General features: G+C 43.0%; 18 protein-coding genes and 1 pseudogene. 5 read left to right on the top strand and 14 right to left on the bottom strand.

What is annotated here, in order from left to right; genetic code table 11:
* The first annotated feature begins 28 nt into the window (after nucleotides 1-28).
* Nucleotides 29-226: a hypothetical protein gene (locus tag ACYTXL_RS10325; RefSeq protein ID WP_461924647.1), complete on the top strand. Its 198-nt coding sequence runs from the start codon at nucleotides 29-31 to the stop codon at nucleotides 224-226.
* Nucleotides 227-337: 111 nt separating this feature from the next.
* The gene (locus ACYTXL_RS10320; RefSeq protein ID WP_461924646.1) at nucleotides 338-1,918 is read left to right on the top strand and encodes a group II intron reverse transcriptase/maturase; all 1,581 of its coding nucleotides are present in this window, start codon (nucleotides 338-340) and stop codon (nucleotides 1,916-1,918) included.
* A 498-nt stretch (nucleotides 1,919-2,416) separates the two neighbouring features.
* Here the strand turns inward: ACYTXL_RS10320 and ACYTXL_RS10315 are convergent, their stop codons facing one another.
* From ACYTXL_RS10315 to ACYTXL_RS10305, 3 genes are all read right to left on the bottom strand, one after another.
* Nucleotides 2,417-4,060: an acetolactate synthase large subunit gene (locus tag ACYTXL_RS10315; RefSeq protein ID WP_461924645.1), complete on the bottom strand. Its 1,644-nt coding sequence runs from the start codon at nucleotides 4,058-4,060 to the stop codon at nucleotides 2,417-2,419.
* Nucleotides 4,061-4,068: 8 nt separating this feature from the next.
* Nucleotides 4,069-4,215 carry a hypothetical protein gene (locus ACYTXL_RS10310; RefSeq protein ID WP_461924644.1) on the bottom strand — a complete coding sequence of 49 codons (147 nt, stop codon included), beginning with the start codon at nucleotides 4,213-4,215 and terminating at the stop codon, nucleotides 4,069-4,071.
* A gap of 92 nt (nucleotides 4,216-4,307) precedes the next feature.
* A complete protein-coding gene (locus tag ACYTXL_RS10305; RefSeq protein WP_461924643.1) occupies nucleotides 4,308-5,675 on the bottom strand; it encodes an NAD-dependent succinate-semialdehyde dehydrogenase in 1,368 nt (455 codons plus the stop codon).
* Between the two features lie 183 nt (nucleotides 5,676-5,858).
* On the opposite strand from ACYTXL_RS10305, the gene ACYTXL_RS10300 reads away from it, so the two are divergent.
* Complete coding sequence (locus ACYTXL_RS10300) at nucleotides 5,859-6,056, top strand: hypothetical protein (protein ID WP_461924642.1); 198 nt, start codon at nucleotides 5,859-5,861, stop codon at nucleotides 6,054-6,056.
* On the opposite strand, the gene ACYTXL_RS10295 is transcribed toward ACYTXL_RS10300, so the two are convergent.
* The 3 genes from ACYTXL_RS10295 to ACYTXL_RS10285 form a co-directional block, all read right to left on the bottom strand.
* Nucleotides 6,057-7,706, bottom strand: coding sequence for an adenylate/guanylate cyclase domain-containing protein (locus ACYTXL_RS10295; protein ID WP_461924641.1), 1,650 nt, complete (start codon nucleotides 7,704-7,706; stop codon nucleotides 6,057-6,059).
* Nucleotides 7,707-7,967: 261 nt separating this feature from the next.
* On the bottom strand, nucleotides 7,968-8,849 hold the full coding sequence (gene ylqF / locus ACYTXL_RS10290; protein WP_461924640.1) for a ribosome biogenesis GTPase YlqF: 882 nt from the start codon (nucleotides 8,847-8,849) through the stop codon (nucleotides 7,968-7,970).
* A 31-nt stretch (nucleotides 8,850-8,880) separates the two neighbouring features.
* A complete protein-coding gene (locus ACYTXL_RS10285; RefSeq protein WP_461924639.1) occupies nucleotides 8,881-9,291 on the bottom strand; it encodes a VOC family protein in 411 nt (136 codons plus the stop codon).
* Nucleotides 9,292-9,356: 65 nt separating this feature from the next.
* Between ACYTXL_RS10285 and ACYTXL_RS10280 the strand changes: the two genes are divergently transcribed.
* Entirely contained in the window at nucleotides 9,357-9,506 is a 150-nt protein-coding gene (locus tag ACYTXL_RS10280) for a hypothetical protein (protein ID WP_461924638.1), read from the top strand.
* Here ACYTXL_RS10280 and ACYTXL_RS10275 read toward each other — a convergent pair.
* On the bottom strand, nucleotides 9,489-10,898 hold the full coding sequence (locus ACYTXL_RS10275) for a DUF2079 domain-containing protein (RefSeq protein ID WP_461924637.1): 1,410 nt from the start codon (nucleotides 10,896-10,898) through the stop codon (nucleotides 9,489-9,491). The genes ACYTXL_RS10280 and ACYTXL_RS10275 overlap by 18 nt on opposite strands.
* Nucleotides 10,899-10,975: 77 nt before the next feature.
* Here ACYTXL_RS10275 and ACYTXL_RS10270 point away from each other — a divergent pair, with 77 nt between their 5' ends.
* Nucleotides 10,976-12,556, top strand: coding sequence for an ArnT family glycosyltransferase (locus tag ACYTXL_RS10270; protein ID WP_461924636.1), 1,581 nt, complete (start codon nucleotides 10,976-10,978; stop codon nucleotides 12,554-12,556).
* 422 nt (nucleotides 12,557-12,978) lie between these two features.
* Here the strand turns inward: ACYTXL_RS10270 and ACYTXL_RS10265 are convergent, their stop codons facing one another.
* The 7 genes and pseudogenes from ACYTXL_RS10265 to ACYTXL_RS10235 all read right to left on the bottom strand — a co-directional run bounded on the left by ACYTXL_RS10265 (nucleotide 12,979) and on the right by ACYTXL_RS10235 (nucleotide 20,637).
* Complete coding sequence (locus tag ACYTXL_RS10265; RefSeq protein ID WP_461924635.1) at nucleotides 12,979-13,842, bottom strand: PepSY-associated TM helix domain-containing protein; 864 nt, start codon at nucleotides 13,840-13,842, stop codon at nucleotides 12,979-12,981.
* A gap of 158 nt (nucleotides 13,843-14,000) precedes the next feature.
* Nucleotides 14,001-15,281 (bottom strand): RNA-guided endonuclease InsQ/TnpB family protein, encoded by a 1,281-nt coding sequence (locus ACYTXL_RS10260; RefSeq protein ID WP_461924634.1) that lies wholly within the window; start codon nucleotides 15,279-15,281, stop codon nucleotides 14,001-14,003.
* A complete protein-coding gene (locus ACYTXL_RS10255; RefSeq protein ID WP_461924659.1) occupies nucleotides 15,235-16,770 on the bottom strand; it encodes a TonB-dependent siderophore receptor in 1,536 nt (511 codons plus the stop codon). Before ACYTXL_RS10255 ends, ACYTXL_RS10260 begins: the two co-directional genes overlap by 47 nt.
* A gap of 33 nt (nucleotides 16,771-16,803) precedes the next feature.
* Nucleotides 16,804-17,547: an AMIN domain-containing protein gene (locus ACYTXL_RS10250; protein ID WP_461924633.1), complete on the bottom strand. Its 744-nt coding sequence runs from the start codon at nucleotides 17,545-17,547 to the stop codon at nucleotides 16,804-16,806.
* Between the two features lie 76 nt (nucleotides 17,548-17,623).
* On the bottom strand, nucleotides 17,624-18,661 hold the full coding sequence (locus ACYTXL_RS10245) for an AraC family transcriptional regulator (RefSeq protein ID WP_461924658.1): 1,038 nt from the start codon (nucleotides 18,659-18,661) through the stop codon (nucleotides 17,624-17,626).
* A gap of 24 nt (nucleotides 18,662-18,685) precedes the next feature.
* Nucleotides 18,686-19,104 (bottom strand): annotated as a pseudogene (locus ACYTXL_RS10240) (TonB-dependent siderophore receptor); the annotation flags it as partial.
* A 174-nt stretch (nucleotides 19,105-19,278) separates the two neighbouring features.
* Complete coding sequence (locus tag ACYTXL_RS10235; RefSeq protein WP_461924657.1) at nucleotides 19,279-20,637, bottom strand: DMT family transporter; 1,359 nt, start codon at nucleotides 20,635-20,637, stop codon at nucleotides 19,279-19,281.
* Nucleotides 20,638-20,645: the final 8 nt, after the last annotated feature.

The raw sequence follows: 20,645 nt of genomic DNA, 5'->3' as shown, positions 1-20,645 counted from the left end.
ACACTGGCGCTAACAGGGAGTTCCTACGATGAAACAGAGCCTAGAAAAGCGACTTAATTTCAAGGCAGGGCGCAACACAAAATCCCTGACCTCACTGGAGCTAATTCCCGCCGAACATGCGCTTAATATCGGCAAGAGTCTAGGGAATCCAGCAGTCGAATTGGCTACATCTAAGGGAACGATCAATCTCTCCGAGGGAACGAATAAAAACGAGTTGTCGGTCTAGGGGCAGTCGAACCCCAAGTAGCCCAGACGAGCGGAGGAATCCTCACAATTCGGGTAGGACAGACCCTAATTGGTCTGAGGTGTTCAGAAAATACAAACTACAGAAGAGAAAATGATTAGACACACTAGACATACTAGTGAATCTTGGAAAGCCCTACCGTGGAAGAAATTCCGCCGAAATCTTTTCCGCCTTCAAAAGCGTGTATTTAAAGCTGTTCAAGTTGGAGACAAGCGGAAAGCCCGGTCACTCCAAAAGCTTATTCTAAAATCCACCTCGGCTCGATTTCTTGCAATAAGACAAGTATCTCAGCTAAATGCTGGTAAAAAGACGGCGGGTATTGATGGTAAGAAATCCCTCTCATTTGAAGAACGTTTCAACCTTGAAGAACTACTGAGAATGAACAACGGAAATTGGAAGCATCAGGGCTTACGGGAAATCCCCATCCCTAAAAAGGACGGGACAACCAGAATGCTAAAAATACCAACCATCGCGGATAGAGCTTGGCAATGCCTCGCAAAATATGCACTTGAATCAGCACACGAAGCCACTTTCCACGCCAGGAGTTACGGGTTCAGAACTGGGCGCTCTGCCCACGATGCACAGAAGTACATCTTTCAAAATCTATGCTCCCAAGGTAACGGAATAGAAAAACGAGTAATTGAACTCGATATCGAAAAATGTTTCGATAGGATTAACCACTCAGCAATAATGGACGAACTCATCGCCCCCAAAGGCTTAAAACTAGGTATCTTCCGATGCCTCAAGGCAGGGGTAAATCCAGAATTTCCTGAACAAGGAACCCCACAAGGGGGAGTGGTCAGCCCATTACTAGCAAATATTGCACTCAACGGGATTGAGAGTATACACAGATACCACTACAACTACAAACTAGGTAGCAAGGTACACGACAAGACCCCAAATAAGTCAATCATAGAACCATCAGTCCGATACGCGGACGACATGGTTATTATACTCCGACCCGAAGATGATGCAACAGAGATACTTGAAAGAATCAGCGAGTTCCTCCGCAAGCGCGGAATGAATGTAAGCCAAAAGAAAACCAAAGTTACCGCCGCGACAGATGGGTTTGATTTCCTCGGCTGGCACTTCAAAGTGCAGAGCAATGGGAAGTTCAGATGTAGTCCCTCAGTGGACAACTTCAAAGCGTTCCGTAAGAAAGTAAAAAACATCGTCAACAACTCGAATTATGGTGCTACCACAAAGGCTGAGAAATTAGCCCCGGTAGTTAGAGGTTGGAGAAATTACCATAAGTTCTGCAAGATGGACGGTTCCAGGAACTCCCTGTACCACGTCCAAACGAGAGTCTACAAGGTATTCAACAAGGAAACCAAGCAAACACGACACACTAGCAAAGAGTTAGCTAAAAAGGCATTCCCAAGAGTTTCCTACTCCGAAAACAAACACGTCATGGTTCAAGGAATAAAATCCCCCTATGACGGAGATACAGCCTACTGGAGCGAACGTAACAGCAAGCTCTACGATGGTGAAACCTCTAAAGCCCTTAAAAAGCAAAACCATAGATGTGCATCCTGCGGCTTAAAGTTCATCGATGAGGAGCGGGTTCACCTGCATCACATCGACAGAAATCACGCCAACTGGAAGAAAAATAATCTGGAAGCAATTCACGATAGTTGCCACGATTACAAACACATGAGCAAAAGCGCAAGCTGAGAACATCGGAAGCTGGGTGCGATGAAAGTCGCACGCCCAGATTTAACTGAGAGGTGCGGGGAATAATATCCCCCATCGACTCAAACAAAAATTAGTGATGAGTTAGAATCAATAACTTCTAATTTATTGTCGATGAACCTCTGAGCTTCGTGAATGAGTCTTTCATACTCGTGAATAAGCCTTTGAGCTTCGTAGTTTTTTTTACGAACCGCCTTCGCGCAGCGTCTCGCAGAGAAGGACACCAAGGACGCAAAGCTGTGTAGGTTGGGTTGAGGAACTAAACCCAACATTTCCTGGGCTTTGTTGGGTTGCGCTTTGCTTAACCCAACCTACAATTTTTTTAACCGAATCCTATTGTAACGCACCCTACCAAAACACTAAAGGACTAGAAATTAAAAAGGAGTTAGGAATAAATAACTCCTAACTCCAAACTCTTGTACAGACCCGATTAATCGCGTCTCTACTCCTAACAGACGCGATTAATCGCGTCTCTACTTTTTACACCCCACAACTCAACTCGCCGGCTTTTTGACTAAAGCGGTGATTCTCTCGATAATCTACGGGACAATCTATCACCGCAGGCACATCTTGAGCGAGGGCTTCTTTAAGTGTGGGAATCAAATCTAGAGCCGATTCAACTCGGTAGCCTTTTAAACCCATGCTTTCGGCGAATTTAACAAAATCAGGATTGCTAAAATGCACAAAAGATGAATTTCCTTTGCCAAATTGATTTTCTTGCTTCCACTCAATTAACCCATAGCCACCATCATTGAAAATTATGGTGACAAAGGCTGTACCGACACGCAAGGCGGTTTCTAATTCCTGAGAATTCATCATAAAGCCGCCATCGCCTGTTACAGCAACGACTTTGCGGTTAGGATGAACGAGTTTTGCTGCTAAAGCGCCAGGAATGGCAATACCCATGGCCGCGAAGCCGTTGGAAATTATGCAAGTATTGGGGCTATGGCAATGATAATGACGGGCCATCCACATTTTATGTGCGCCAACATCAGAGATGACGATATCATCTGGTCCCATCACTTGCCGTAAGTCATAAATTAACTTTTGCGGCTTGATCGGAAATCCGTCATCATGGGCGTATTGTTCGTAATCAGCGCGAATTTCTGCTCTTAAGCTGATGGCAAAGGGATCAGGTTTACCTTGTCTATCTGCTAATTTTAAAATTTCATAAAGGGAATCTGAAATATCTCCCACGACTTCGGCATTAGGAATATAACTACTATCTATCTCCGCCGGACTTACCCCAATATGCACAATGGGAATTTCACCATTACGATTCCATTTCTTCGGGGAAAACTCAATCAAATCATAGCCGATCGCAATTACTAAATCTGTGTTATCAAACCCACAATTAATAAAATCTCTTTGCTGTAATCCCACTGACCACAAAGCTAATTGATGTGTATAGGGAATCACACCTTTACCCATGAATGTATTGGCAACAGGGATATTTAGCAAGGTGGCAAATTGTGTGACTGCATCACTTGCATGAGCGCGAATTGCCCCATTTCCTACTAAGATTAATGGGTTAACTGCTTGGCAAATTGCGGCGGCGGCTGCCCGAATGCTCGCAAAAGATGCATAGGTTTTTTCGCTATTATCTTTACGCAAAGGTTTGCCTTCAACAGGCATGGCAGCAATATTTTCTGGTAAATCGATGTGAACTGCACCAGGTTTTTCCGATTGCGATCGCTTAAATGCTTTCCGCACTACTTCTGGTGTAATACTCGGTCGCACAATCTGCTTATTCCACTTGGTAACAGGTGCAAACATTGCCACCAAATCTAAATATTGATGGGATTCAATATGCATTCTATCTGTTCCCACTTGACCGGTAATCGCCACTAAGGGCGCACCATCGAGGTTAGCATCTGCTACCCCAGTCATCAAGTTGGTTGCTCCAGGCCCAAGAGTAGAAAGACAGACTCCGGCTTTTCCTGTTAGGCGTCCGTAGACATCGGCCATGAATGCTGCGCCCTGTTCATGACGAGTCGTAATAAATTTAATCGAAGAATGTTTGATCGCTTCCAAAACGTGCAAGTTTTCTTCGCCAGGGAGTCCAAAAATATATTGCACTCCTTCATTTTCTAGGCATTGCACCAATAATTCTGCTGTATTCATTTTATTTCCTAACTATTGACAATATTGGGGAGTGGGCATTGGACATGGGGCACTTGTACTGACTTGTACTGAGCTTGCCTGCCCTGAGCCTGTCGAAGGAAGGGTCGAAGTAGCGAAGTCGTTGGCGCAGCCTCTCGTAGAGAAGTATTGGGCATTGGTAATTAAGTTTCTTCTCCATTACCTATGCCTTATTCCCTATTTCCCATGCCCCATGCCCCATGCCCCATGCCCCATACCCTACCCATAATCATTTAACCCACACGGTTTTAATGTTGACAAACTCATGTATACCTTCGATACTCAATTCTCTGCCATATCCAGAACGCTTGATGCCACCAAAGGGCAACTGGGGATCAGATTTGACCATACTGTTGATAAACACGGCGCCGGCTTCGATTTCCTCAATCAAGCGATCGCTCTCTTGGTCGTTGGTTGTCCAAGCACTTGCACCTAAGCCAAAGGGTGAGTCATTAGCGAGTTTAATGGCAGCATCGATATCTGGAACCCGGAATAACAAGGCTACCGGTCCAAAAAATTCTTCTTTGGCAATTGGTGTATCGGTGGGGATATCTATGATAATCGTAGGTGGATAAAAGTTCCCTGGACGATCTGATAAAGGATGTCCACCGGTCAGGACTTTACCACCACTGCTGATGGCATTTTGCACTTGTTGATCTAAATGCTGAAGAATACCAGGAGTTGCCAGTGGTCCTAAATCGGTATCTGGTTGCATGGGATCGCCTACTTTCAGCGCCTCGAATTTTTCTAAAAGCAATTTTTCAAATTTGTCTGCGATCACATCTGCGATAATAAAACGTTTGGCTGCAATACATGATTGCCCGTTATTCAACATCCGCGCTGTAGTAGCTGTGACAACTGCTGTCTCTAAGTCAGCACTTGCTAACACAATAAATGGGTCACTTCCTCCCAATTCCAAAACGGTTTTTTTAATTTGTTTACCGGCGGCGGCGGCGAGGGATGCGCCGGCGGGTTCACTTCCGGTCAAGGTGGCAGCTTTTACCCGGTCATCAGCGATTAAATCAGCAACTTTAGCAGCGCCGATTAATAGAGTTTGAAAAGCACCTTCAGGAAAACCGGCGCGTCGGATAATATCTTCAATTGCCAAAGCGCACTGAGGCACATTGGAAGCGTGTTTGAGTAAGCCGACATTTCCCGCCATTAGTGCTGGTGCGGCAAACCGGAACACTTGCCAGAAGGGAAAATTCCACGGCATCACCGCGAGAATTGCACCCATTGGTTGGTAGCGAACAAAACTATGGCTAGCATCGGTTTTTACAGGAACATCAGCTAGGAAAGCAGGGGCGTGTTCGGCATAATAGCGACAAACGACGGCGCATTTTTCGACTTCAGCGATCGCAGCTTTCAAAGGCTTACCCATTTCCAGAGTCATCAACTTAGCAAATTCTGCTTTGTCTTGCTCTAAAATATCAGCAGCCTTTTGTAGCCAGTGCGATCGCGTCAAAAAACTAGTCTGACGGTACTGTTCAAAAGCCTGATTAGCCAAATCGAGTTTAGCGGTAATTTCGGCATCGTTAAGTGCCTCAAAGGTTTTAAAAATTTCCCCAGTGGCGGGATTAATGGTGGCGATCGCCATTACCTGACCTCCCGTTAAAAAATAGCTTCTTCAGGTAGGCTTCCTAGTGTTACACAGATTAATTCTGGAAGCTACCACCCAAATTTTAGTCTTTTAACGAAGAATTAGTTGTTTAATATGACAATTTCTCACTTATTTTTGAAATAAAATATACAACTTAACTATGTATTTATCTTGATAAATTTGTCATTTTTTAGTTGTTTTTCCAATACCCAATACTTCTCTAAGAGAGGCTGCGCCAACGACACCGCTACTTCTCTACGAGAGGCTGCGCCAACGACGCCGCTCAGTACAAGTCAGTACAAGTGCCCATACCCAATACTTCTCTATGAGAGGCTGCGCCAACGACGCCGCTCAGTACAAGTGCCCCATGACAAATGACTAATTAAATGGACTAATAATTGTTGGCATTTGCTGCAAATTTGTCTGATAAACCTTAACTAATCGGTCAATACCTTTGAAACGATAATCTCCCATTTCCTGGAAGTCTGAGGGTTGTGAAAGCATTTTATGGGTGGCTTCACTAATCACACACTCACTAGGGGGACAAACTGCTTCCATGCGAGCAGCAAGATTAATCGTTGCGCCTAATGCCGTATAATCTACCCTTTGGGAACTACCGACATCTCCCACAACAGCTTTACCGCTATTAATCGCAATACGTAATTGTAGGGGTTCTTGCCAAAAACCATTGGCATTAAGATCTTCGAGACGAGTGAGCATTCCCTGAGCAGCAATAACAGCGCGATCAGCGTGATCTAGTTGCGGTTCGGGAGCGCCAAAAAATGCCATAATACAATCGCCAATATATTTATCTAAAGTGCCGCCGCAAGCAAACACTTCTTTTAGCATTTCTTCAAATAAATTATTTAATAGTTGAGCGATCGCAGTTGGTGTTAACCGTTCAGAAATTGCCGTAAAGCCAACCAAATCTGCAAACAAAATACTAATTTCGCTCTCGGCAGGAGCTAAACGACCACCCGGTAATCCGCCGACAGAGATCAACTGCTGTACAACTGCTGGAGAATGATAACGTTCTAGTCGGTGACGAATCATCTCTTCAGTTTTAAGTTTCTCCACCAGTAGCCAACGCTGCACACTAGAAGCCACAAGGTTTGCTAAAGCTGAAAAAAAGCTGAGTTCTTCTTCGCCTTCATTTGCCCAATGGTAAGAAGAAAGATTGGCATCGGCATACAATACGCCCACAACTTTATTTTCATCCCATAAAGGCACTGCCATCGCGCTGCGAATGCCTTTGACCAAAATACTCTGTTCACTAGCAAACCGTTCATCCTGATGAGTATCAGCAGTTTGAATCACAACTTTTTCGTCAAATACCTTTTGACAGATACTATGACTAATCCAACTCCCATCAGAGGGGAGATATTTCTGTTGAGAAATATTTCTAGTCGCAGCATTCACTAACTCTAACTGGCCGGAAGCATTAACATCAATTAATAATGCCAAGCGTTCGATACTATCAAGGTAGCGAAAAACGACTTGCTGCACCTGAGAAAAAATCTCTTCTATAGACGCCGCCGCACAGAGATTTTTAGCTATGTCTACTAAATCTTTGAGACGAGCAATGGTTTTGTCCTTATTATTATTGATGTTGCCATCTTTGCTATCAGCTGCAATCCATTGCTGTTGTAATTGTTCAACATTGTGAAGGATTGTTCTTTGCTCATTAATGTCCGAAGTTCCAAGATACTCAGGTGTCGATTGGGGAACAGGGCTTGTGAGCAGCACTACCAGGCTAACATTGCCCACCCAAAGTACATCGCCGTGATATAACTCTTGGGAACAGTTAATAAGATATTTATTGACTTGGGTGCCGTTTTTGCTGCCCATATCCTCAATAGTCCACACACCGTCAGCCGTTTTCACCAGACGAGCATGGTTGCGGGATACTCCAGCAAAAGGTAAGTACAAGTTACATTCCGGCAAACGACCAATTGTAAATACATCTTGGTCAACTGCGATCGTTCTCTCGATATCTCCCTCTTGTAGGCGTAGCGTCAGTTCAGTCATGAGTGTGATAAATCCATTGAAGCTATGGGTGCAGGCAACTCTAAGTTAAGTTATACCCTACAGGTTAACCTTCACCTTGTCTTTATGACACTCTTAACTGCATTCTGATAAACTGTATGTGAGAAATATTACATTTTGTCACGGAATTTTAGATTTTAAATTTTGGATTTTGGTGAAGCAGCGCGGTCTTCTCCCTTGGCGTTAGCCTCTCCCTTTGGGAGAAGGGGAGACGCTAAAATCCTTGCATTGTGTCACCCTAACTTAATTGGGTGGTAATTCTAAACTAAGTTCACCCAACAACCCCTTGCGAAAATCTGTTAAAAGTTGCCTTGCAGCTCGCTCTATATCACCTTTGTAACGATGCTCCGCCAATGCGTGCAAATAGATATCTCCGGTATCTGATATTGAATCGAGTTGGTAGCGGGACTGTAATGGTTTTTTCGGTAACAAATCTGTGGCTACATCTGACAAATAGTTGAGTAAATCCACTAGGGCTGCTGCTACTAGTTGATTATCGTATGATGCTTCGCCGATATCATCACAAATCGCTAATTTCAAGGCTGCGTCTTGGTCTTCCAATCTTACAGGAATGACACCAGGAGCATCTAGCAATTCCAAATGTTCGGAAATTCGCACCCAGCGTAGTTGGCGAGTTACCCCAGGACGGGCTGCACTTTCCACTACTCGCCGTCCCAACAGGCGGTTAATCAAAGCTGATTTACCGACATTGGGAAAACCAATCACCACAGCCCGGACTGGACGGGGTAACATCCCGCGATCGCTTCTTCTTTGATTGAGTTCTACCCCGGCGGCTTGCGCTGCCCGCGCCACTTCTGCTATACCTTTACCATGTTGAGCGTTGGTAAAATAAGGGACTTCTCCCTGACGTTTAAACCAATCTATCCACAGCGATCGCATTTGCGGCGTAATCATATCTACTCGGTTAAGTATCAACACCCGCGTCTTACCTTCTACCCACTCCCCGATTTGGGGATGGTGAGTCGCCAAGGGAATCCGGGCGTCTCGTACCTCAAACACCACATCTACGCGCTTGAGCTGTTCTTTGAGCTTCCTTTCAGCCTTCGCAATGTGACCTGGATACCATTGAATCAGGTTTAATCTATAATTTTGAGTTATGGCCATAGTCAATTACCAAATAAATTATTATCACTTATCAATTATCATTCACTATGGCTTGATGTAAAATCACGCGGTTGCCATCAGGGTCATAGGCATAAATTTCTCTGCCGTGGTCAGCAATGGAAATGTTTCCTGGCGGGGGATAGCCCAAAGCGGTTAGGTGAGCGATCGCATCTTCTAAGTTACTTACCTCTAAACACAAACTTATCTTACTTTTGGTGTAGACACAAAGGGACTTGTCGTTAGATATGGCTTCAAATTCAGATTGGTTTGTGTTCTTTGGTTTAAAAATACCTAATCGCATACTAACCAAATTAAACTCAGCATAAACATTCGGAATTAAAATAACTGGCTTTTGCTCGAGCAATTTAGTATAGAAATTCACTAACTTTTCGTAACTAATCGATGCTATGGTGACAAATGCATTAGTGTACTGAAAAACCATATTTACCTGTAGCCTTTTGAACTGCGTTATTGCAGAACTTGAGAAGTTGTCCCAAGAAGAACAAAATGCGTCACCGAACAGCCCGTACTTCTCTACGAGACGCTGCGCGAACGGCAAGCTCAGTAACCATCGTAGACATCGCTTCTCGTCTTCTGGCTGAACTGGAACGAGAAAAAGTTACAAAATGTGCCAAAAAATTATCCCAAAACAGCTGATCGGGCAACTTTGACAAACAAATACACATCATCACGCTGATATTTCAACTGAAATTCTTGATTATTTTTCAGTTGATTGACCAAGCTAGCAGCAAACTCCTGATTACTTGACCAGCCAGGATGACGGAGATTCAGCAATACATAATTAAAAGCATTTAAATCAGCAGGTGGGGAATCGGCATTTGTATAGGTAATCAATTTTCGGTTGCTTAAATGCGTAGAAATTTGAGCTGTGGTGTAAACACTTCCTTTAGTTTGAATCTGAGCTATCGCTTGTTTTGTAGCTTGCCAAGTATCTATAGATTCTAAGTATCTGCCCCCAAAATATGTAAATTTTGCCAGACTCAAAAACGCCACCAATGACCACAGGATAATCGCTCTTTTATTTTGTAGCCATCCCCTACCGGCGGCGAGACTAGAAATTACAGCCAACAACAGGAATGGTAGCGCTGGAATAGAGTATTGATGTACCAAGTCTTTTTGAGGTTGGTAATCAGCTAGAATGTTGAGCGCCAAACAAGGAATAGCTCCTACCAAAGGTTTTATTGATTGTGGAGAAAGCCCCCAAATCACAGGTGCTAGCAGCAGAACCAAATATTCCAGGTTATTCAATAAAAAAACCTTTTCCAAGATCAGTCTTGGCTGAAACACTATATTTTTAGCAATGCCTAGAATTGAATTACCTAAATAGCTGTAACGTACCATTGCTACTGCTTCTGCACTGTTGAAAAAAGGAATAATTACCTGAGTAGCAATCAGAAACCAGGCCATACCAGCACCAAGAGCGATCGCACCATATAAACGCCGCTTTTCAAATAAAAGTAACCAAACTCCCATTCCAACAACGGTGAGGGACAATACCTCCTTACATCCCAAAACGAGGAAAATACTTAAACAAAACCACCCTACCTGACCTAACCGTGCTGCTAAAACCGCCGTCAAGAGTAGTGGTAAAGCTATTATTTCCGGGTGAAAATCAAATAAATTGGCGTTAAACACCAACGGATACAAGAGATACACAAATGCGATCGCTATTGCTTGGTTTTCCTTCAGTCCAGCTTGACGGGCTAGATGCCAAGTCGGCAAAGCGCCTAATGCCAAAGCAACTGCCTGCACAGCAAATAACCAGTAAAGACTGGGGTATATTTTATACAATAAAGCCAAAGGATAGAATATCCAAGCAGCATGATCGCCGAGAATATGAAAACCCATGAAAGAACTAATAGGCGGTTGCCCTTGACTAATTAAATAAACCGCCTGGTCAAAAATTCCCAAGTCAAAAGCGGTTGATTGAAACAACTCGTGTCGTAAGCTGCTGCACCCAAACAAAATTAAACTACTCACGCTAATTATCCAACCAAGATAATCAAGCTGATTCAGTTTTTTCCTCATCCTATTAAAAAAGTATCCATCGTGAGTATTTTAGAGACATAATTAGCAATATTATTCACTACCATAATCAGCCCTAAATGTACCACCCAAATATTGTAAAACTATTCACAAAAAGAACGGTCATATTCCGAGAAAAAGAATGGTTATTTAGCCTACTAGTAATATCTCTAGTTCTATGGCTGATATTTTTAGGAAACTCTCCTTTACGAGATTGGGATGAAGGCACTGTGGCACAGGTTGCCCGTGAAATTTGGCGTGCCCCACTTGGTTCAATGCATTGGCTTTATCCCACCTTGGGAGGTGAACCTTATCATAATAAGCCACCCCTGATGCACTTGCTAATTGCTTGGACTTACTCGATCGGAGGCGTGAATGAGTGGACAACACGTTTACCGGGTGCAGTGTTAACTGCTTTGGGAGTGCCTTTGCTTTACTTGGTGGGATGTTTGCTTTTTAACCAAAGTTTACCAGCTTTGTTTGCTGCTTTAGTTTACTTGACGATGTTGCCTGTGGTGCGTCACGGACGCCTAGCAATGCTAGATGGTACAACTATTACCTTCTTCTTGCTGTTGTTGTTTTGTTTGCTAAAAGCACGTCAGAATCGTCGCTATGCTCTAGGTGTGGGATTTTGTCTAGGCTTAATCACTCTCACTAAAGGGATGATAGTTTTGCCGCTAGCAGCGATCGCTTGTTTATTCCTGATTGCAGATCGGCAGTTTGCTTTGTTAACAAGCCCCTATTTATTAGTGGGAATGTTTTTCGGAAATGCACCTGCGATCGCTTGGTTTGCTGCTCAATGGCAACATTATGGTAGTAATTTCTTGCAAGTGAATTTTCAGGCACAAACCTTTGACCGCCTTGTGCAAGTTGTTGAAGATCATAGTGGTCCTCCCTGGTACTATTTAATTGAGTTAATTAAGTATAGTTTTCCTTGGCTATTATTTTTACCGGGAGGTTTTTATCTAGCTTGGAAAAAACGTCATACTACTTGGGGTCGCTTAATTATTATTGGCACAATTTTTTACTTAGTAACTATCTCTTTAATGAGAACGAAACTCCCGTGGTATGTTATGCCTGTATATCCATTTTTAGCTTTAGCAATTGGTGCTAAACTTAGCGAAATTTGGCAAGACGGTCATTTTAGGGTGCGAATTTGGACAATATTTCTGGCTACTATTGCTTTTGCTGGTTTAGGAGGTTGTGTTTACTTTATTATTGCAAATAAAGAGCCTATTTTAATAGTCATGAGCATTGTTTTGGCAATAAGTATGGCCACCGCAGCATGGCTAATTCAACAGCGCGATCGCAACTTTATTCTAGTATTATTTTCTGGAATGTATTTAGTTTTAGCACTGTTGATGAGTTCGCAATCATGGATTTGGGAATTAAAGGAAGCTTTTCCAGTTAAACCAGTAGCGGACTTAATTCGGGCAAATGTTTCACCAGGAACCCAAATTTATACTTCTTTTGCTTATGGGCGTCCTAGTTTAGACTTTTATAGCGATTGCAAAGTAACTGCGGCAACTGTGCCACTTTTACAACAAATGTTATCTAATAAATCTCATTTGCTGTTAGACAATGCGGCTTTACAGCAAATCAATTTAACTGGTAGTAAAATTATCGGAACAGCTAACGGATTTACACTGATTTCACCATAAGTTAAGAGGATGTTTGAAAAGTTGCAAAGTATACCGAAAGTATACCGAATTAGCATTGGTGATTGCGTACAGAGTGTTCGATACCCTCGAAAGTCTCTTTTTTGTCAATCACGATTACTTGACCGATGCCTTATACCATTTCACACAAACCCTGATACATATAGATTTCTCGTAGGGGCACAGAAAAAGCTCATACGTGTCAACTTAACGTGAAAGCCAGTCTATAAGCAGCTTTTAAGATTGTCTCGTTCCCAGTCTCCGACTGGGAATACATTCCGAGAGGCTCCGCCTCAAGACTTGCCGCAGAGCCGCAACGAGCACCATTTCCAGCCAGAGGCTGGAAACGAGGTTTGAAAAGGGTTTTGGCTTAAGTTGACACCAATGAGCATTGCTGTGCCCCTACCAACGTATTTGTATCATTATTAAAGTAAAACGGTATTAGCTTTTGCCCTGTATCGATACCACCACATGACAATACCACTAACGAATAGAATCAGTGGTGCAAGTCCCACAAAAACGTAGAGAATGCGAGTAGGCAAGCCACCAAATGTACCATAGTGTAGGGAAAAAAAAGAATTGAGGACGCGATCGCCCAAGGACACTTTCACAGAGTTGTCTACTCGCAAAACCTTACCACTGTATTGGTCAAGATAGACTTTGCTCAGTCCAAGATTATCTATAAATTCTTGAGGCAGATTGTAGTGAATTATCAAAGCACTATCTGGTTTTTGAGGAAAATCAATGGCTCTAAGTTTTCCATCGGGTAACTCAGCTTGAGAGGTTTTCAGTTGATCGGCAAGCTTCAGTGGCAGCTGATTAGGAATGATTTGAGAAACTGGTTGAAGTTTCTGTGGACTCAACGTGATTGCTCGAATCAGGGGTTCACTAAACTCATAGAAAGCCCAGCACAAGCCTGTGAAGGCAGTAAACGAAAGAAACACTACAGTAATGATGCCTACAAGTTTGTGAATATCAAAATGGAGTCGTTTCGCATGGGCATTCCACTTTACTTTAAAGCCAGATATCAACTTGCGCCAACCAGACCAAAGGATAATACCTGTAACATTGAGAACCAAAACTAGAAAACATCCGATACCAACGATTGTTTTTCCAGTGTTTCCAGCTAGCAGATTGCAATGCAAATCAACAACTAAAGAAGTCAGTTGCTTGTTCCATCTCTGCTTACCTATAATAGTGCCTGTGTAAGGGTTGATAAAAACGCTACTGATTTGAGCAAGTGAAATTTCTGTTACTGGATTCTCAGGTGGATGGAAAACGTCAAGCACGTAAGGTGCGTCTGGTGTTATGGCTGAGATACCCCATGCGTAAACGCAGGGGGTTCTAACTCACGGAGCGAGTTTCGTTTACCCTTGCAGGTTCCGACTCCTCACGCGCTATTAGAACACTGGACATCCGCTCTAACCCATCATTGCTAATAGGTGACTTAGAAAAAAGTCGCGGTTCTCGCAGATTGATTTGATCCATCTTGCGAACCGTCCAGCAGGGATTTATCCATCCCTAACCAACTATTTCTAGCTAATTGGATTGACAAGGTTTCTGTTTTTGGATCGACGTAACGACTCAGGTAAGCAGACAAAATATCACGTTGCATCTTTAGCCCACAGACTGAGCAATGATGAACACGTTGCGATAATGATTTCTTCTGCTTGTTGCCGCACAAACAAGTTTGAGACAGTGCAGTTTTACGAGTCGAAAACATTAGAACTGTTCCACCAGCATTCTCAGCTTTGCGTAATAGTTCTGATTGAAAGCTTGATGGGGATTTAAATCCTATAGACTTACCCCATAGTTTCTGCCACGCCTTGACCGAAACTTTCTCGGTTTTAACATTCTTGCCGAGTTCTAAAGTTCGATTGACTAACTTACCATGTGAAGACTTACGATGTGCAGCTTGTTTGCGTTCTATCTCTTGTTTCTTAGCAGCAGTTTTTTTATATTGGTTAGAGTTATTCCAACGTTTTGAACCTTTTTTGACTGTGCCATTGGGATTGAAGTTTTCAGGATTGTTAGCTCTACGTTGCCTATCCATTTTGCGCTGTAGCCTTCTAATCTTCTTCTGCTTTGATGTCAATTCAACAGCAAAAGGAGTCCAGATAGTTTTTTCATCCCCAACAATAGCAACAGTTGAAACGCCTAAATCAATACCAACCGTGCCATCACCGATAATATTTTTAGGCTTTTGATATGGTTCACCCTCACAAACTAATTGGGCAAACCAATAGGTTTTTTGATTGAGAATACGACGCACCAAGCGAACATATTTAATCTTTGAGTTTAAACCGTGCAAGATTACTGGCTCGTTGGTAATGATGGCAGATAGTTTTAATTTTGACCATTCAACAGCATTACCAGTCCAGCGAATACCTTGTTTATTGGTTTTACCTTCTAGAGATGCAAACTGACCTTTTTGTTTAAACCTAACTTTTTTAGCTTTACCAAAAGCCATTCGATCTATTGCCTTAAAAGCCCTAGTAGCAACTTTTTGAATAGTCTGTGCATCAAGATTAGACTTAATCCAAATACTTGCAATAGCTGTTTTGTTGGCAAAAGATTGTAAATCATAGTCACTAAAACAATAAGCCTCTCTAGCTTTTTGAAATGCTGTTGATTTAGCTTTTTTATCGTTTTTATCTATGAGTCTGGTTTGTTGGTAAAGTTCAGAATCTCTGACTAACTTTCCAACCAGGTAAGATTTCTCCAGCAATATCGAACTCAATCCCACGAGCGCGTTGTTCGCCAACCTGAATTGAAAAGGTACCAGTGGGATCGCTGGGATCAGCAGTTAAGACATTGGTTTTGGTAACTGTGTAGAAAGCTAAAGTAGAGGAGAGGCGACCATTTAAAAAGTCTCCTTTGATGCCTACTTCATATCCAGTTCCCCTTGTAGGCACAAAAGCATCACCGTTTCTACTGCTACCACTCACAGGAACAAATGAGCGACTATAGTTGGCAAACAATGAAATTTCTTTTGTCGGTTGATAAACGACTCCCACACGGGGTGAAAACGCATCGCTATCTGTCTTTGTAGTAGAGGCATTGAGGAAATCTTGTGTTTCATCATGATAAGTGTCAAACCGGCCACCGACTAGGAATTTGAGATTATCAAACACAGCAATCTGATCTTGAAGGTAAATTCCGAAAGACTTAGCATTGGTTGTGTTATCGCTAAGCCGTTGATATGGACCATCATAAGAAAAGTTGTAGACAGGGTTAAAAATGTTTGAGCTACCAGCTATTGTATAATTGGCCAGATATCTCTGATATAATCTACCAAGCTCCAGACCCAACAAAACTGTATGATTGACGGAGCCAGTTTTGAATTTCGCAGTTAAGTCATTCTGTAGAAAATAAGTTTCAAAATAATAATTATAGGGATTAGTATAAAGAACAACAGTTCCGTCGTTACTGGCAGCTAATCCTCTAAGGGAAAAACGATTTTGTGTTTCTGATGCAGTTGTCACCCGAAAAGCAGTACGCAGCGATAAATTTTGATTAAAGTCATGATTCAGAGTCAGATAGGTTTTTGAGTTATCTACAACGATTTGACTTCTGGGATCGTTGAGATTGCGGCTAATCGGAACATCTGGAATAATCGTACCGCCAATTAGATATAGCCCATCATCATAAGGACTTTCCGTGTGGAGATATTCACCTTCCAACGTCAGGTTTGTATGAGCATCAATTTTCAAACTGAGTACAGGAGCGACAAAAAATCTTTCTTTGTTAACAAAGTCGCGGAAACTTCCAGAATTTTCCTCAGCAATATTGAGACGATAACCCAACTTTCCGTCAGCAGTTAGTGGACCAGAAAAATCTAGTGTGGAGCGATAAAAACTATAGCTACCTGCGGTAAAACTTAGATTGTAATAGGGATCAGCTAATGGCTTCTTAGTTACCAAGTTGATGATACCCGAAGGTTCCAAGCGTCCAAACAACACCAAGGCTGGTCCTTTAAGGACTTCAACTCGCTCGATATTGGCGTTATCTTGAAGGCCGCGAGTAGAGGTGGCATCATCAAGGAAACTATTTTCGTAAACGTTGGCATCGAATCCCCGAATTGTGTACGATTCTGCACGTCCGCCAGCAGTTTGTGAGAGTGCCACACCACTGACATTACGGACGATGTCGGTCAAACGAACTGCACCCTGATCTTGAATCACTTGGCGGGGGATGACTTGAATCGACTGAGGAATGTCGCGTAGGGGAGTATCGGTTTTGGTCGCAGTCTATGCATCTGATGGATTGTATCCATCTTGCTCCCCTGTCACCACCAACTCAATCGGTTCATCACCTTGTGGCGATGGTGACTTTTGAGGTGTTTGGTTTCCTGGCTGAATAGCTTGAGGTGTATGGGGTGGCTGTTGTGGAGAAGTTGCCGTTGCAGTAGAAGCTACCGCAAAAACTAGCCCTGCGTCATCATCATATAACTCAACCCTGGGTAAAGTCTTCTCACCTACTACTCTCACTCGCACATTATTTGCATCAATATTCGTTACTGTTATCTCAGTAATTCCCTCAACTGGTTTTTGAGAGCGAAATGTAAAAGCATTGCCATCAGCTAAACGTAACTGCCCACCAGATACATCGACAATAAAATTATTGCCCGTACTGCGATTTATAACTTGTAGTTTAGTCCCAACAGGTGTCTCTAAAATTATCTCCACACCTTTATCAGTGGGATTGACTTTAACTCCAGTAATCGGTATTGCTGAACTTCCTTGAGGAGGGTTATTTAGTACTGGCGACTGCACTAGCATTGTAGCGCTAGTGCTGGGACGTGAGATTTCACTCAATTGGCGAATTTTTCTACTCGGCAGAGGTTTTGAATTTTCCTGACTGATTACTTCCTGCTTCTCAACCGTTGATTTAATTTCTGCTCGTCCAGGTTGAATGGCAACAGCACTCAAGCATCCCGATAGACTAACTAAAAACCACAGTTGCACACCACCAGACAACCAACGCTTCATCATTACTGCCAATAGTTTCTAGTTTAATGAAGCTGAGTATAGAGAATAAATTGCAACTGAGTCTATGCCCAAAACCGCATTATGTGCCTGAAACCGACTTTTTACCCAATAAACATCCACTCGGCGTAATACCAAACCTGCGCCTAAAGGCTTCGGCAAAGCGTCTTGGCTCGGAATAACCAACTCGGTGAGCCACTTCAGCAATTGTTATGTTTCCTTGACGCAATAACTGCTCTGCCGATTCCATACGTTTCTCTGTCAAGTAGCTAAATGCTGTTTTGCCAAAGAGTTCCCGAAATCCACGTTGCAGGGTGCGATCGCTCACGCCGACAATTTGCGCCAATTCCAGTATCGACGGCGGATTCTCCAAACCTGCCAATAAAATATCCTTAGCGTAATGAATCCAGGCGATAGTTTCTGCTTTCAGTCGCGGCGATGGTTGCAATCCATGCCGATCGGCTAAGATAGGAGCCAACTGCAACGCCATTAGTTCTAACACCTTTGCCTGTAAATATATCCGCTTCGTCATTCCCTGGTAAGGACAGTTGACTATTTGCTGTGCTATTCCCCCAATAGCCATTGTAGTTTCTGGGTAGAGCAAGGTCTGCCAATCGTTGCCTTTTGCCAACAAACGCAACTGATAGGGGATTTCTCCTGCTTCATTGGGGAAAAAGGTTGCCAATAAGCTGGGAGACATATGGATGCTAACGCCCACATATGGAGATTTGGGGTACTCTACAAGCATTTGACGTTGAACACCGCTACCAGAGATCATTGTGTATCCTTCTCCAACCTGTCCCCCATATTCGTCTGTGACTTTTCCACAAAGGAGGACGGAAAATTGCAATGGGTGATTCGATTCAGGGATTTTGGTTAACACATTATCGTGATATTCATAGTCCCAAATCGCCAGCCAGAGATGAGGATGCACCTCAATATGCTGCACATAGCCTTTACCTAGTTGCTTGGGTACTTTCCGAAAGATTGCAAATGGCTCTCGTTCCGGTTGTTGTGCGCTATTATGATTAACCTCCGCCCATAGTTCATCTTCTTCTTTCTGCGTCAGGGTGATACTCATAATTGCTAGAGGGTCAAAGTTAATGAGATAGATTTTCAATAATCTTACTGCGATCGCTTGACTCTCTGGTACATTGTTGAGTCGGTTGCCGACTGCATAAGTGTTGTCGGCTATAATCGAGCATCAGTATAGGTATAGCCACCATAGATATTCCATCCTGGCAAGATTTCCCCAGCCAGATTGAGTTCAACCCCTTTGCTCCGCTGCTCACCTGTTTGGATGGAATAGCCTGTATGGTCTGGATCATCCGTCAGCACATTGGAGAGTATCAGGTCGTAAAAGGCAAGGGTCGCCGACAGTCAATTGCTGATATCGCCTTTGATGCCCACTTCATAGGAAGTGCCGTACTGTGGTTTAAATGCACTGCCATCAAAGGCATTTCCACTCTTTGGGTAAAAGGAACGACTGTAGCTGGCATACAGCGAAATGGGCACAATCGGCTGATAGACAAGACCAACACGCGGACTAAGGGCACCACCTGAATCGATTGGGGAATGTCGCGCAAGGGGGTATCGGTTTTGGTGGCAGCTGAGCCATCTGTGACGTGATACCCATCTTGCTCACCTGTCATTGCAAAAGACAATAAATTGCCTGTAGAGTAAACAAGGCTAATAAAAAATTCTCAATATCTCACAGTTTAATTTCACAGGAAGGTGCTACGATCCTTCGTTCGTGACTTGAACAGTGGATTGACTAGATTGGGCTAGATAGATACCTACTAAAACTACGGCAAAAGTTAGCCAGTCAAACAAACCTACTTGTTCTGAAAAAATGAACCAAGCAAAAATGGAGGACAGGACTGGATTTAGGAGAAGAGTAACGGCGACAAGGGCTGATGAGAGTCTGCTGAGGCTATAAGTTACAAGTCCCTGACCTAAGACTTGGCAAAAGAGAGCTTGAAAAATGATCAAAAACCACCCCATCCAAGAATAGGGAAACAATCTCTCTTCAATGAATGGGAGGACAGGCAACAGAAATATTGTAGTCACTCCACAGCGCCAGAGCATTATGGTTGCGGTAGTAAATCGGGTTTGGAGTCGTTCTATTAGCAGCAAATACGTGGCGATAAAAATCCCACTGAGAAATGCTAGGGCATCACCAAGTATTTGGTCATTTGCAAATTGCATTTTATGAACTTCAAAAGCGATCGCTCCTAAAAGCGCCATAACCATACCAATAATAAATCTGTTATCGAAGCGCCGACCAAATAACAGATACCCAGCCGCAGCAACGAATAAGGGATTCAAATTAGACAGTAAAGCCACGTTAGCAACGCTAGTTTGACTCAGCGACCAAGCCCACAACAAAAGGGAAATCGTTGAAGCAGTTCCCATTGCCAATAACAGCCACACGTCCTCTTTTGTAAAAGGCTTCTGTTCTAAAGGTTGATGATCAGATTGTTGGCGGCGCAAAACCTCAAGTCCATTCCACAGTCCAAAGACGACTGCGGCGATCCAACTGCGATGAAATCCGATGGCATTTGCACCAATTTGTTGTTCGGACAATTTTGCCAGAGATGGTGCCAAAGATAAGGGAATTAGGGCAAAAAATAATGAGATAGTTCCTAGTAAAGCTGGTGTTTTGGAGAATTGTTGCTTTAGTATTGACAGTTTGAGCGTCATACTTTTAACGAAAGTGTTAACTATATTTTTGACTGATTCTTGGAACGGGTGATTAACAGCAGCTTGGCTAGATATGGCTAAGTATAAACCGATTAAAACTACAGCGAAACCTCCCCAATTTGAGTAAGTTAATTTTTCCGAAAAAATTACCAGAGCGAAAATGCCGCTAAATACTGGCTCTAACAGATGCACTAAGGAGACAATCACAGAAGAAAATGTGGCCAGGCTATAGGTCAAAAGCCCATGACCTAAAACTTGGCAGATCAAGGCTAGGGAAATGACCCAAAGCCACCCACTGACTGTAGACTCACATCTTGCACCTGACCGAACAAACCCGCAAAAGGCAAATAAGGAATGCAAAAATATAACAGAAGATGAAGATGACCTTTTCAGTACCTAAC

This window comes from Nostoc sp. (genome assembly GCF_054880495.1).
Note: the sequence above shows the minus strand (reverse complement) of the source record. Positions and strands in the feature narration are given on the sequence as shown.

Excerpts from the sequence above, each read along its gene's own strand:
- ACYTXL_RS10325 (WP_461924647.1), top strand. The coding sequence starts at position 29 with ATGAAACAGAGCCTAGAAAAGCGACTTAATTTCAAGGCAGGGCGCAAC.
- ACYTXL_RS10320 (WP_461924646.1), top strand. The coding sequence starts at position 338 with ATGATTAGACACACTAGACATACTAGTGAATCTTGGAAAGCCCTACCG.
- ACYTXL_RS10315 (WP_461924645.1), bottom strand. The coding sequence starts at position 4,060 with ATGAATACAGCAGAATTATTGGTGCAATGCCTAGAAAATGAAGGAGTG.
- ACYTXL_RS10310 (WP_461924644.1), bottom strand. The coding sequence starts at position 4,215 with ATGCCCAATACTTCTCTACGAGAGGCTGCGCCAACGACTTCGCTACTT.
- ACYTXL_RS10305 (WP_461924643.1), bottom strand. The coding sequence starts at position 5,675 with ATGGCGATCGCCACCATTAATCCCGCCACTGGGGAAATTTTTAAAACC.
- ACYTXL_RS10295 (WP_461924641.1), bottom strand. The coding sequence starts at position 7,706 with ATGACTGAACTGACGCTACGCCTACAAGAGGGAGATATCGAGAGAACG.
- ylqF (WP_461924640.1), bottom strand. The coding sequence starts at position 8,849 with ATGGCCATAACTCAAAATTATAGATTAAACCTGATTCAATGGTATCCA.
- ACYTXL_RS10285 (WP_461924639.1), bottom strand. The coding sequence starts at position 9,291 with ATGGTTTTTCAGTACACTAATGCATTTGTCACCATAGCATCGATTAGT.
- ACYTXL_RS10280 (WP_461924638.1), top strand. The coding sequence starts at position 9,357 with ATGCGTCACCGAACAGCCCGTACTTCTCTACGAGACGCTGCGCGAACG.
- ACYTXL_RS10275 (WP_461924637.1), bottom strand. The coding sequence starts at position 10,898 with ATGAGGAAAAAACTGAATCAGCTTGATTATCTTGGTTGGATAATTAGC.
- ACYTXL_RS10270 (WP_461924636.1), top strand. The coding sequence starts at position 10,976 with ATGTACCACCCAAATATTGTAAAACTATTCACAAAAAGAACGGTCATA.
- ACYTXL_RS10250 (WP_461924633.1), bottom strand. The coding sequence starts at position 17,547 with ATGATGAAGCGTTGGTTGTCTGGTGGTGTGCAACTGTGGTTTTTAGTT.